Raw genomic sequence first — 13,966 nt, forward strand, 5'->3', positions numbered from 1 at the left:
GATGCAATTGCAATTTACAGATGAGCAAATGATGATGCGCGATATGGTTCGTCAATTTGCTCAGGAAAAAATTCAACCATGGGTAGGGCGGATGGAAGCAGGAGAATTTCCACGTGAGCTTCTACAACAAATGGGTGAACTTGGCTTAATGGGGATTACGACACCAGAAGACTTAGGTGGCTCTGGTATGGATTTTACATCGTATATTATTGCGATTAATGAATTGTCAAAAGTAAGCGCTGTAATGGGGGTTATTTTATCAGTGCATACTTCGGTTGGAACAAATCCGATCATTTACTTTGGAAATGAGGAACAAAAGAAGCGTTATGTACCAAAGCTTGCAGCCGGGGAATATTTAGGCGCATTTTGTTTAACAGAGCCAGGTGCAGGCTCTGACGCAGGTTCTCTACAGTCAAAGGCAGTACGAGATGGCGATGAATATGTGATTAACGGCTCTAAAGTTTTTATTACAAATGGCGGAGAGGCTGATGTATATATCGTATTCGCCTCAACCAACCCTGCTGAAAAAACACGAGGTATTTCAGCTTTTATTGTTGAAAAAGGAACACCAGGTTTAATCATTGGTAAAGATGAACAAAAGATGGGTTTACATGGCTCACGCACTGTTCAACTGACATTCGATAATTGCCGCATCCCAACCGACAACCTTTTAGGGGAAGAGGGAGAAGGCTTCAAAATTGCGATGGCGAATTTAGATGTAGGGCGAATCGGTATTGCAGCACAGGCATTGGGGATTGCTGAAGCAGCACTAGAGGCGGCTACTACTTATGCAAAAGAGCGTGAGCAATTTGGTAAACCGATTGCTGCTCAACAAGGAGTTGGCTTTACACTCGCTGATATGGCAACAGCTGTTGAATCGGCAAAACTATTAGTGTATCGTGCAGCAGATTTACGTGCAAAAGGTTTACCGTGTGGAGCAGAAGCTTCAATGGCCAAACTTTTCGCATCACGAACAGCTGTACAAACGTCAATAGAAGCGGTTCAAGTTTTTGGCGGCTACGGCTACACTGAGGACTATCCAGTAGAGCGATATTTCCGTGATGCAAAGGTCACAGAAATCTATGAAGGTACAAGTGAAATTCAAAAACTAGTTATTAGTAAACATTTACTGAAATAAAGCCTGATGATAGGCTATTCTCTTAGGGATGACTTATTAAAGTGGAGTAAAGACCCTCATCAAGAATGGAAACTCGCTCCAATGCTCCAATATGATTGACAATCGCTGAACCCAGAACAACACACAGGTAACATAGAACAGAGTCTAATTAAAAAGGGGAAATGGACAATGAACTTTCAGTTAACAGAAGAGCATGAACAATTACGTGAAATGATTCGTGATTTTGCTATAAATGAAGTGGCACCAACAGCTGCTGAACGTGACGAGAATGAAGAATTTGACCGTGCAATTTTCGATAAAATGGCGGAGCTTGGGTTAACTGGTATTCCGTGGCCAGAGGAATATGGTGGAGCTGGGTTTGACTACCTTGCATATGTCATTGCTGTTGAAGAATTATCACGTGTCTGTGCCTCCACTGGGGTAACATTATCAGCACATACTTCACTGGCAGGATGGCCACTGTACAAGTTCGGTACAGAAGAACAAAAACAAAAATACCTTCGTCCAATGGCAGAAGGAAAACATATTGGTGCGTATGGTTTAACAGAACCAGGTTCAGGATCTGATGCGGGTGGCATGAAAACATATGCTAAACGTGATGGCGATGATTATATTTTAAATGGCTCAAAAATCTTTATTACAAACGGCGGAGTGGCAGATACATATATTGTGTTTGCAGTAACAGATCCAGAAGCTAAACACGGTACATCAGCATTTATCGTGGAAGCTGGATTTAAAGGTTTCTCTGTAGGGAAGAAAGAAAAGAAATTAGGAATTCGTTCATCTCCTACAACCGAAATCATTTTCGACAACTGCCGTGTTCCAAAAGAAAATCTGCTAGGAGCTGAAGGGGAAGGTTTTAAAATTGCTATGACGACACTAGATGGTGGACGTAATGGTATTGCTGCTCAAGCTGTAGGAATTGCACAAGGAGCGCTGGATGCAGCAGTTGACTATGCCAAAGAACGTGTGCAATTTGGTAAACCAATCTCTGCTAACCAAGGTGTATCTTTTAAATTAGCAGACATGGCAACTCAAATTGAAGCTTCTCGACTTCTTACATACCAAGCGGCTTGGTTAGAGTCTAATAACCTACCATATGGTAAGGCTTCTGCAATGGCGAAATTAATGGCTGGCGATACAGCAATGAGTGTAACGACAGAGGCGGTTCAAGTATTTGGTGGCTATGGTTATACAAAGGATTATCCAGTAGAGCGCTTTATGCGTGATGCGAAAATTACTCAAATTTACGAAGGTACGCAGGAGATTCAACGTCTTGTAATCTCGCGTATGCTAACGAAATAATTGATGACAGAAAAAGATAAAAGGCCCCAAGTACAGTCAACTGTAAAAGATGAAAATTTAATCGCCATTCGTCGTGAACAAATGATTCAAGGAGCTATTAAGCTATTTAAAGAAAAAGGCTTTCATCGTGCCACGACGAGAGAAATCGCAAAAGCTGCAGGCTTTAGTATTGGTACTTTATACGAGTACATCCGTACTAAAGAAGACGTTCTTTATCTTGTTTGTGATAGTATCTATCATCATGCAATGGAGCGGCTTTCAAGTTACGAGATTAAAGCTGGAACAATTGATGAGTTAAAAGAAATGATTCGAGAATATTTCGTGCAAATTGATAGCATGGTTGATGAGCTAACAATCATGTATCAAGAAACAAAATCATTGTCAAAAGAAGCACAACGCTATGTCTTTAGTAAAGAGTTTGAAATGGTTGCCACTTTTGAACGCTTGCTACAGCGCTGTGTGCAGTCTGGGGAACTAACAATGACAGACAAGCAAATCCATTTAGCAGCCAATAACTTAGTTGTCTCAGGACAAAGTTGGGCGTTCCGCAAATGGGCATTACATCGTCAACATTCAATTGATGAGTTCATCGACATGCAAATCACCTTGTTCATTTCAGGCATAAAGGGGTTCTAATATTTCGTAAGGGGTTTGTCGGCAATTGCATACATCGACATTGCAATTGTCGGCTTTTTTCAATTCATTAAGGGGAGAGAGTGGGGATTTCATATGACAAAGGTAGAAGTATATCGTCCAAAAAATCACGTACGTTTTGTGACAGCATCAAGTCTTTTTGATGGACATGATGCTTCGGTCAATATAATGCGACGCATATTACAATCGAGCGGTGTAGAAGTAATCCATTTAGGGCATAACCGTTCTGTCGAAGAAGTCGTGAATGCCGCGATTCAAGAAGATGCACAAGGTATTGCAGTTTCTTCTTATCAAGGCGGGCATATGGAATACTTTAAATATATGTATGATTTGCTGCGTGAAAAAGGGGCACCGCATATTAAAATTTATGGCGGTGGTGGTGGGGTTATTTTACCTCGTGAAATTAAAGAGCTTCATGCGTATGGCATTGCAGGCATTTTCTCACCAGAGGATGGCCGTGTTTTAGGGCTACAAGGGATGATTAATGAGCAAATTAAAGGAACGGACTTTCCAACTGCAACAGGCAACTATTTAGATAAATTAGAGGCTTTAACGACAGAAACGCCTGAAATTTTAGCCAATCTAATTACAGCAGCTGAGTCAAATGAGGATGAAGCTACGAAAGAGATGTTAATTGAGGCACGAAAGCGTTCAAAAGGTACACCTGTCATGGGGATTACAGGAACAGGTGGCGCAGGGAAATCTTCATTAACGGATGAGCTGATTCGCCGTTTCCTGAAAGAATTCCCAGATAAACGTGTAGCCATTCTTTCAGTCGATCCAACAAAGCAAAAAACAGGTGGAGCATTACTTGGCGATAGAATTCGCATGAACGCCATCTTCAATAACCGCGTTTATATGCGTAGTTTAGCAACACGAGGCTCTCGCACTGAATTATCTGCATCTATTGGTGATGTAATAGATGTAGTACGTGTAGCGGGCTATGATTTAATCATCGTCGAAACAAGTGGTATTGGTCAAGGTGATGCCGAAATCACAAGGTATACAGATCTTTCCATGTATGTTATGACAAGTGAATTTGGTGCACCTACACAGCTTGAGAAAATTGATATGATTGATTTTGCAGATGTCATTGCGATCAATAAGTTTGAGCGTAAAGGCTCGGAGGATGCGCTACGTCAAGTACAAAAACAATACCAACGATCTCGTGAGCTATGGGAAGAATCACTTGATAGTATGCCTGTTTATGGAACAATTGCTAGCCAGTTTAATGACAAAGGGACCAATGCATTATTCGCAGCTTTAGTTCATATTATTAACGAAAAAACAGGCTACAATTGGGAAACAAGCTATGAGCAATTTGCTAAGACGCAAAAGCAAGATGTCATTATTCCAAACGATCGTCGTTATTATTTACGTGAAATTACTGACACGGTTCGTGGCTATCATAAAAAATCAGAACAGCAGGTGGGATTTGCTCGCCGTCTGTTCCAATTAGAAGGTGCTATTACGGCAGTTAAGGAAAAAGCACCAGAGGATGCACTTATAGCATCGCTTTCTTCTTTAGCACAAGGTGTCAGAGATGAATTATCAGCAGAATCCAAGCGTATATTGGATAATTGGCAAACTTTAAAAGAAGCTTATGCTGGTGATGAGTTTGTGACGAAGGTTCGAGACAAAGAAATTCGCACTATTTTAAAAACAACAAGTCTTTCTGGTACAAAAATTCCTAAAGTAGCATTGCCGAAATTTGAGGACTACGGTGAAATATTACGCTGGGTGTACAAAGAGAATGTTCCTGGTGAGTTTCCTTATACAGCAGGTGTTTTCCAATTCAAACGTGAGGGAGAAGATCCGAAGCGTCAATTTGCTGGTGAAGGAACACCTGAACGTACAAATAAACGCTTCCACTATTTATCGAAGGATGACGATGCGAAACGTTTATCTACAGCCTTTGATTCTGTAACTCTCTATGGGGAAGATCCAGATTACCGTCCAGATATTTATGGTAAGGTCGGGGAATCGGGTGTATCGATCTGTACATTAGAGGATATGAAAAAGCTTTATGCAGGCTTTGATTTATGTGCACCGTCTACATCTGTATCTATGACCATTAATGGTCCAGCGCCTATTATTTTAGCGATGTTCATGAATACGGCGATCGATCAACAAGTTAAATTGCGCGAACAAGAGCTAGGACGGACTTTGACAGTAGAAGAGTTTACCGAGACACGTGAAAACACATTGCAGGTTGTACGTGGTACAGTACAAGCTGATATTTTAAAAGAAGATCAAGGACAGAACACATGTATTTTCTCGACAGAGTTTGCTTTACGTATGATGGGTGATATTCAGCAATACTTTATTGATCATAAGGTGCGTAACTACTATTCCGTTTCTATTTCGGGTTACCATATTGCAGAGGCAGGGGCAAATCCTATTTCCCAATTAGCTTTCACCTTAGCAAATGGCTTTACGTATGTAGAGTATTATTTAAGTCGTGGCATGAATATTAACGACTTTGCACCAAATCTATCGTTCTTCTTCTCGAATGGACTTGATCCAGAGTATACAGTAATTGGACGTGTTGCTCGTCGTATTTGGGCCATTGTAATGCGTGATAAATATGGTGCCAATGAACGTGCGCAAAAGCTAAAATATCATATTCAAACATCTGGTCGTAGTCTACATGCGCAAGAGATTGATTTTAATGATATTCGTACAACATTACAAGCATTGATGGCATTACAAGATAACTGTAACTCATTGCATACAAATGCCTATGATGAAGCTATTACAACACCTACAGAGGAATCTGTACGTCGTGCCATGGCTATCCAAATGATTATTACGAAAGAGCATGGCTTGGCAAAAAACGAAAATCCTCTGCAAGGTGCATTTGTTATAGAAGAATTGACAGATCTTGTAGAAGAAGCGGTCCTTGAGGAATTTGATCGTATTAATGATCGTGGTGGTGTTTTAGGTGCAATGGAAACGCAATATCAACGAGGTAAAATTCAAGAGGAGTCCATGTACTATGAAATGTTAAAGCATTCAGGGGAGCTACCAATCATTGGTGTCAATACGTACCTGAATCCAAATCCACCTTCAGACGCTGCTATCGATAATATGGAAATTGCTCGTGCATCCACAGAAGAGAAGGAAACGCAAATTCGCAATTTACAAGCATTCTGGAAGACGCATGAAGAAGAAAGTGAAGCTGCAATCGCACGTTTACAAGAAGTTGCTGTTAACAATGGTAATATTTTTGCTGAGCTTATGGAATCAGTAAAAGTAGCAAGCTTAGGACAAATTACAAAAGCTTTATATGAAGTTGGCGGACAATATCGTCGAAATATGTAATTGTAGACATTCAAAACTGCTTTTTTTCTAACATTTTTTTCTAATTTATGTAACAAGCTTCTCTAGTTTCTAGTGTCTAGTCTTAAGATTAGGCACTTCTTTTTATTTTCGTTATAATAGAAATGTAAAAAAAGGGGAGGCGCAGTAGGGATGAAATCATTTATTCACTACATAATTATATTAGCTTTAGTATTGGTAGCCATTTTCCTGTATAATAAGCAAATTGGCGCTATTCCTTTACTACTATTATCTGTTTATTTGTTTTATCTTGGAATAAAAAAAATGCGTAATATAAAAAACAGTAATTGAAGCTAGCAAAGGGGCTAAAACTTTGTATATAATGGGTATTATGCTTATGTATAGAAAGTACCTTTTGCGTGGCCTTTTTTGCTGCGCTTGGAAAATAAAGCACCATGTAATTTTAAAACGTCCATTGTGATGAGGGAAAGGAAGTGCACGAATTGAATTTTCGTGAAATGACAAAGGAACAATTAACGGAAGAATCGTTAATTAACTTAGCTTATGCAATTTTAAATGAAAAACGTGCCTCAGTGTCTTTTAATGATTTACTAAAATTAATTCAAGAGCTTGTGGGCTATAGTGATGCAGAAATGAAATCCCGTCTGTTACAATTTTATACAGATATTAATATTGATGGCCGCTTCTTATATAATCAAGAAGCAGGATGGGGCCTACGTGAATGGTTTAAAGTAGAGCAAATTGAAGAAGAAACAGCACCTTCTGTTAAGACTCAAAAGAAAAAATCTAAAGCTGCCTTTGATGATGAAGATCTTGATGAGGATGTAGATTTAGAAGAAGAAGATATCGACTTTGACGAAGACTTCGAAGAGTTTGTTGATGAAGAAGATATTGAAGAAGAGGACGAAGAAAAAGAAGAAATCGATTTTGACGATGAAGAAATCGAAGATATTGATGAAGAAATTGATGAAGACTTTATTGATGAAGAGGAAGAAGAGTTCGACGAAGAAGAGGAAGAAAACTAATACAGTACTCTTAGAATTTTCTTTCTATTAGGCATGGAGTAAAAAATCTTGACTTCTATCACGGTTCCGTTTAATCTTTTACTTGGGCTCCTTAAAAGAAGGAGAAAGACCGTGTATATAATACGCTCCCCCTGCAAACCTATGCAGGAGGAGCGTTTTTTTGTTTTTAACTATATTCAGTTCTCCCATACATTCATCCAGAAATGAATATAAAAGTTTGGATTTATTCATGATGTATAGTAAACGGTGACTGGATAAATGTTAGAGTTTTAAGGTTTAAAGGAAAGTGGAAAAGAGATAGAACCGATTACAGCTTCGAATCGACTACATTTTTTGTAGACATTCTCGGCTTTTCTTTTTTTAGGGTATTAGAATATAAAGGATTCTGTTCCCCCCTAAGCGAGCTAGTAATTTTAGAACATCATAAGGAGGAATTTATTCATGACGAAGTATATTTTTGTAACAGGTGGGGTTGTATCATCACTTGGAAAAGGGATTGTTGCAGCATCTCTAGGTCGTTTATTAAAGAACCGTGGTTTAGAAGTTACGATTCAAAAGTTTGACCCATATATCAATATTGACCCAGGTACAATGAGCCCTTATCAACATGGTGAGGTTTTTGTAACAGATGATGGTGCTGAGGCTGATTTAGACTTAGGACATTATGAACGTTTCATTGACATTAACCTAGGGAAACATTCTACAGTAACTTCAGGTCGCGTTTACCAATCTGTATTACAGAAAGAACGTCGTGGTGATTATAATGGTGGAACAGTACAAGTAATTCCTCATATTACAAACGAAATTAAAGACCGTATCCAACGTGCTGGTCGTGAAACTAATGCAGACGTTGTTATTACAGAGGTTGGTGGGACAGTAGGGGATATTGAATCATTGCCATTCCTTGAAGCGATTCGCCAAATGAAAACAAATTTAGGTCATGACAATGTGATGTATATTCACTGTACACTTATACCTTATATTAAAGCAGCTGGTGAATTGAAAACAAAGCCTACTCAGCATTCTGTTAAAGAATTACGCTCTTTAGGTATCCAGCCAAATATTATCGTCGTACGTACAGAACAAGAAGTACCACAAGATATGAAAGAGAAATTAGCATTATTCTGTGATGTGCAACCACATGAAATTATTGAATCTCGTGATGCAGAGCATTTATATGAAGTGCCATTAAACCTGCATGCACAAGATATTGATGATATCGTTCTTGATCATTTTGGCATTGAAGCACCAGAGGCAGATATGGAAGAATGGCGCGAGCTGGTAGACAAAGTGAAGAACTTACCAAATAAAAGAAAAGTAGCATTAGTAGGGAAATATGTGGAACTACAAGATGCTTACATTTCAGTAGTTGAGGCATTAAAGCATGCGGGCTACGCATTTAACTCTGATATTGAAATTGACTGGATTAATGCAGAACATGTCAATGCAGATAACGTTGCTTCACTATTAAAAGGTGCAGATGCCATTTTAGTACCAGGCGGTTTTGGTGATCGTGGTGTTGAAGGGAAAATTTTAGCGACACAATATGCGCGTGAAAATGATGTACCGTTCCTTGGTATTTGCTTAGGTATGCAATTAGCAACAATAGAATTTGCTCGTAATGTCCTTGGTTTAAAAGGTGCACATTCTACAGAGCTTGATGCAAATACAGAGTACCCAATTATCGACTTCTTACCAGATCAAAATGATAGTGTAGATATTGGCGGTACATTACGTTTAGGATTATACCCATGTAAATTGAAAGATGGTTCAAAGGCAAGCAATGCATACGGTAAAGAGCTTGTTTATGAGCGTCACCGTCACCGCTATGAGTTTAACAATGAATATCGTGAGGCAATGGAAGCAGCAGGTCTTGTCTTCTCAGGTACAAGCCCTGATGGCAAATTGGTTGAAATTATTGAGCTACCAGGTAACAACTTCTTTGTAGCATGTCAATTCCACCCAGAGCTAGTTTCACGTCCAAATCGTCCACAACCATTGTTCCGTGATTTTATCGGAGCAACATTTAAATAATCAAAAAGAGTTGTCTCTCTATTAATGAGACAACTCTTTTTAAATGAATGTTTATAGTTCTTCTTCATCAATACCAAGCATTTCATCATAAGCAATTTTCACTGCTTCATATACAAAAAGTCCAGCAATTGCATGTGGTACAACGATTCTTTGCCCTAAATCATTAGGCAATAAACCACCTTTAACGCGTGTAGAAACATACGTATAGGCCAAATCTGCAAGAGGATTTTCCGTATTCGCTACTTCACTCGCAACAGCAGCGAAAGGAATAAACCGTTTATTTAAGTCTTGAGCTAAAGCCAGTGCCTCCTCATCGTGCGCACTGCGTGTAAAAATGCAAACACGATCAGCTTCAGTTAAGCTTGTACTCGAAGTCCAAGGAGCTAATTTGCTAAATGGTTCAACTGCTTGAGATGCATTGGATTCAATAACTTGCATTTCACCAAAGCAAGCGAAATACACATGACCTTCTCCAATGGCTGCTTGTGCAAGGAGTCTTGCTGTTTCCTCAATAGCCTCCTCTTCATTTTGTGTTATTCTTTGTAATAATCCACTTAATTGTGTTGTTAGAATTTTTGACATGTTCCCACCTCTAACCATATTATAGGGGCGGAAAAGGTAGAAAGCAAAAGCAGATAATTTATAATACTAGAAGGTATTAAGCTGAAAAAGGAGAATTATACATAATAAAGAAAGTTTTTGTGTAAGAATAAAACTAAAAAAGGGCGGAATGAAATGTGAAACGATTACTAATTGTCGATGATCAGCAGGGAATTCGTTTACTTTTAAATGAAGTGTTGAAAAAGGAAGGTTATCTTACATATTTAGCGGCTAATGGTTCAGAGGCATTAAAATATGCAGATGAGCAACAGATGGATTGTGTTTTACTGGATATGAAGATTCCAGGGATGGACGGTATTGAAATCTTGAAACGCTTAAAAGAAAAATTTCCGAAGTTACCTGTATTTATGATGACAGCATATGGCGAATTGGATGTAGTGCAAGAAGCTTTAGAATTAGGAGCTATTCGTTACTTTACAAAACCATTTGATATTTTTGAGGTGCGAGATGAAGTAAATAAGGCTTTACAGGTGTAAAAAACAGACAGTGGACACACGGTCTGTTTTTTATGTTTATTTTGAAAGAAGCGACAGGGTATTGCCTTCAATTTCAGTGTGTTGCACTATGCTGTCGTGTAGAAAATAAGAGCCTCTGCATTTCAGGTGCAAGCCTCTGTTGAGTTACACTCCACAACGGCAGACACTGTCGCTACGTTATACTGCGGCTATCGTGTAGAAAATAAGAGCCCCTGCATTTCAGGTTCAAGCGCCGCCGTTACGTTGCACTACACTTTGGCGACACTGCCGCTACGTTGCCCTCCGCTTTCGTGTAGAAAATAATAGCCCCTGCTTTTCAGGGGCTATTATTTTTGCTATGATTGAGGGGCATGTTTATGTAAAGAATAGTCCTATGAGGAGGATTTTTAGTATGGCATTAGTATCTATGAAAGAGATGTTAATTAAAGCAAAAGCAGAAGGTTATGCGGTTGGTCAATTCAACATTAATAACCTTGAATGGACTCAAGCAATTTTACAAGCAGCTGAAGAAGAAAAATCTCCAGTGATTCTTGGTGTTTCTGAAGGTGCAGGTAAATATATGGGCGGATTTATTTCCGTTGTTCATATGGTAAAAGGTTTAATGGAATCTTACGGTATTACAGTTCCTGTAGCGATTCATCTTGACCATGGTTCTAGCTTTGCAAAATGTAAAGAGGCAATTGATGCAGGCTTTACTTCAGTGATGATTGATGCATCACATCACTCATTTGAGGAAAATGTAAAAATTACTTCAGAAGTAGTAGAATACGCACATGCTAAAGGCGTTTCTGTGGAAGCAGAATTAGGAACAGTTGGTGGAGATGAAGATGGCGTAATCGGTGGTATTATTTATGCTAATCCAGAAGAATGCCGCAAAATGGTTGAACTGACAGACATCGATTGCTTAGCACCAGCACTTGGCTCTGTACATGGTCCTTACAAAGGAGAGCCAAACTTAGGCTTTAAAGAAATGGAAGAAATCTCTAAATTAGCGGATCTTCCACTTGTCTTACATGGTGGTACAGGTATCCCAACAAAGGATATTCAACGTTCCATTTCATTAGGTACAGCTAAAATCAACGTCAATACTGAAAATCAAATTGAAGCAACAAAAGTAATCCGTGAAATTCTAGACAACGACAAAGTTGTTTACGATCCACGTAAATTCCTTGGTCCAGCACGTGAAGCCATTAAGGCAACGGTTATTGGTAAAATTCGTGAATTTGGTAGTGCACAAAAAGCATAATTTTTGCATTTAATATGTTACAAAAGCATAGTTAAATACACATACTAAGAGAAGTGTTGATGCTTTCAATCGACCTTCTCTTGTTTTTGAAATAATGAAATTTTGGAAAATATTTAATAATATAAGAAAAATGATCAGGAGGAAATAAAAATGAAATTTTTCATTGATACAGCAAACTTTGAAGAGATTAAAGAGGCACATGCATGGGGTATTTTATCAGGGGTTACAACAAACCCATCATTAGTGGCTAAAGAAGAGAATGTTTCTTTCCATGATCGTCTTCGTGAAATAGCTGAGCTTGTTGATGGCTCTGTAAGCGGAGAAGTTATTGCACTTGATGCGGAAGGTATGATTAAAGAAGGTTTGGAATTAGCTGCGATTGCTCCAAACATAACAGTAAAGTTACCAATGACACCAGCTGGATTAGAGGCATGTCGTTTCTTTGCAAACAAAGGTATTAAAACAAACGTGACATTAATCTTTAGTGCGAACCAAGCATTAATGGCTGCGCGTGCAGGTGCTACATACGTATCACCATTTATCGGCCGTTTAGATGACATTGGTCAAAATGGTGTCGAGCTAATTGAAACAATAGCAGATATTTTTACCATTCATAATATCGATACGCAAATTATTGCTGCTTCTGTTCGTCATCCTCAGCATGTTACAGCAGCAGCTTTAGCTGGCGCACATATTTCAACTACACCGTTTAAAGTATTAAAGCAACTTTTCAACCATCCATTAACGGAAAAAGGAATTGAAGGATTTTTAACGGATTGGAATACGAGAAAAGGCGAATAATAAGATTATAAAGTGAGCCAATTGCAAAAAATACTACTTTCCAATCATGAGGGAGAACGCAAAATGGATGTTTATAAAATTACTGGCGAAAATCGTCTACGAGGTACAATTAAAGTTAGTGGTGCAAAAAATAGTGCAGTCGCCTTAATTCCTGCATCAATTTTGGCGAACTCTCCAGTGACTATTGGGGGGATACCCGAAATTTCAGATGCTTGGACGTTAAAGGCTTTATTAGAGGAAATTGGTGGAGAAGTTTCATTTGAGGATGGCACAATGACAATTGATCCTACAGATATGATTGCATTGCCTTTACCAAATGGAAACGTGAAAAAGTTACGCGCTTCTTATTATTTAATGGGTGCTATGCTTGGACGTTTTAAGAAAGCAGTCATAGGGTTACCTGGAGGCTGCTTTTTAGGACCACGACCAATTGACCAACATATAAAAGGCTTTGAGGCATTGGGAGCTAAAATTACCAATGAACATGGAGCCATCTATTTACGTGCAGATGAATTGATTGGGGCAAAAATTTATTTAGATGTAGCAAGTGTTGGGGCAACGATTAATATTATGTTAGCAGCAGTGCTTGCAAAGGGACGGACTGTCATTGAAAATGCCGCAAAGGAGCCTGAAATCATCGATGTAGCGACACTTCTGACGAATATGGGGGCCAATATTAAAGGTGCAGGTACAAGTGTCATCCGTATTGAAGGTGTAGAAGAGCTACATGGTACCGAGCATACGATTATACCAGATCGCATTGAAGCATCTACATTTTTGATAATGGCTGCAGCAGTTGGTGATGGTATTACCATTGATAACGTTATTCCACTGCATTTAGAAGCGATTATCGCAAAGCTTCGTGAAATGGGTGTGAAAATCGAAATTGGTGAAGAAAGTATTTATGTACCAAAAACAGATCTCTCGACATTACAGGCAGTGGATGTCAAAACGCTGGTATACCCCGGATTCCCAACGGACATTCAGCAGCCACTTGCGGTGTTAATGTCACAGGCATTCGGTTCTTCTAAAGTAACAGATACTATTTATACAGCTCGATTTAAACATATTGATGAGCTTCGTCGTATGAATGCAGATGCTCGTGTAGAAGGAAATACAGCTATTATTAAAGGGCCGAGTAAATTACATGGCTCAACGGTAACAGCTACAGATCTTCGCGCGGGTGCAGCTTTAGTTTTAGCTGGTCTCTTAGCTGAAGGCGAAACAGAGGTTCAGGATATCTATCATATTGAACGTGGCTATAGCTCACTTATTGAGAAATTACGTGATTTAGGCGCTGATATTCGACGTGAAACAATCATGGCACGTGTAGCTGAGACAAAGGAATAATGAGAGCTAAAAG

The 13,966-nt window shown here is 39.0% G+C and carries 11 protein-coding genes; 10 read left to right on the forward strand and 1 reads right to left on the reverse strand.

Features of this window, described 5'->3' with window-relative positions; translation table 11 throughout:
• The first annotated feature begins 1 nt into the window (after position 1).
• The 6 genes from NV349_RS02695 (at position 2) to NV349_RS02720 (ending at position 9,459) form a co-directional block, all read left to right on the forward strand.
• Positions 2-1,138, forward strand: a complete 1,137-nt coding sequence (locus NV349_RS02695) for an acyl-CoA dehydrogenase (protein ID WP_058844291.1) — start codon at positions 2-4, stop codon at positions 1,136-1,138.
• A gap of 168 nt (positions 1,139-1,306) precedes the next feature.
• Entirely contained in the window at positions 1,307-2,443 is a 1,137-nt protein-coding gene (locus tag NV349_RS02700; protein ID WP_036121450.1) for an acyl-CoA dehydrogenase, read from the forward strand.
• A 3-nt stretch (positions 2,444-2,446) separates the two neighbouring features.
• Entirely contained in the window at positions 2,447-3,079 is a 633-nt protein-coding gene (locus tag NV349_RS02705; RefSeq protein ID WP_036121448.1) for a TetR/AcrR family transcriptional regulator, read from the forward strand.
• A gap of 93 nt (positions 3,080-3,172) precedes the next feature.
• The gene (gene icmF, locus NV349_RS02710) at positions 3,173-6,421 is read left to right on the forward strand and encodes a fused isobutyryl-CoA mutase/GTPase IcmF (protein WP_271912339.1); all 3,249 of its coding nucleotides are present in this window, start codon (positions 3,173-3,175) and stop codon (positions 6,419-6,421) included.
• Positions 6,422-6,882: 461 nt separating this feature from the next.
• On the forward strand, positions 6,883-7,425 hold the full coding sequence (rpoE, locus tag NV349_RS02715; RefSeq protein ID WP_058844289.1) for a DNA-directed RNA polymerase subunit delta: 543 nt from the start codon (positions 6,883-6,885) through the stop codon (positions 7,423-7,425).
• A 441-nt stretch (positions 7,426-7,866) separates the two neighbouring features.
• A complete protein-coding gene (locus NV349_RS02720; protein WP_036121444.1) occupies positions 7,867-9,459 on the forward strand; it encodes a CTP synthase in 1,593 nt (530 codons plus the stop codon).
• 51 nt (positions 9,460-9,510) lie between these two features.
• On the opposite strand, the gene NV349_RS02725 is transcribed toward NV349_RS02720, so the two are convergent.
• Positions 9,511-10,041 (reverse strand): DUF2529 family protein, encoded by a 531-nt coding sequence (locus tag NV349_RS02725; RefSeq protein WP_036121442.1) that lies wholly within the window; start codon positions 10,039-10,041, stop codon positions 9,511-9,513.
• 155 nt (positions 10,042-10,196) lie between these two features.
• Between NV349_RS02725 and NV349_RS02730 the strand changes: the two genes are divergently transcribed.
• The 4 genes from NV349_RS02730 (at position 10,197) to NV349_RS02745 (ending at position 13,953) form a co-directional block, all read left to right on the forward strand.
• Positions 10,197-10,556, forward strand: coding sequence for a response regulator (locus tag NV349_RS02730; RefSeq protein WP_036121440.1), 360 nt, complete (start codon positions 10,197-10,199; stop codon positions 10,554-10,556).
• Positions 10,557-10,947: 391 nt separating this feature from the next.
• The gene (locus tag NV349_RS02735; protein WP_036121426.1) at positions 10,948-11,802 is read left to right on the forward strand and encodes a class II fructose-bisphosphate aldolase; all 855 of its coding nucleotides are present in this window, start codon (positions 10,948-10,950) and stop codon (positions 11,800-11,802) included.
• A 150-nt stretch (positions 11,803-11,952) separates the two neighbouring features.
• Complete coding sequence (gene fsa / locus NV349_RS02740; RefSeq protein ID WP_036121423.1) at positions 11,953-12,603, forward strand: fructose-6-phosphate aldolase; 651 nt, start codon at positions 11,953-11,955, stop codon at positions 12,601-12,603.
• 63 nt (positions 12,604-12,666) lie between these two features.
• Positions 12,667-13,953: a UDP-N-acetylglucosamine 1-carboxyvinyltransferase gene (locus tag NV349_RS02745; protein WP_036121421.1), complete on the forward strand. Its 1,287-nt coding sequence runs from the start codon at positions 12,667-12,669 to the stop codon at positions 13,951-13,953.
• Positions 13,954-13,966 lie beyond the last annotated feature (13 nt).

It is taken from the genome of Lysinibacillus sp. OF-1 (assembly GCF_028356935.1).
GTDB classification, from domain to species: domain Bacteria; phylum Bacillota; class Bacilli; order Bacillales_A; family Planococcaceae; genus Lysinibacillus; species Lysinibacillus fusiformis_D.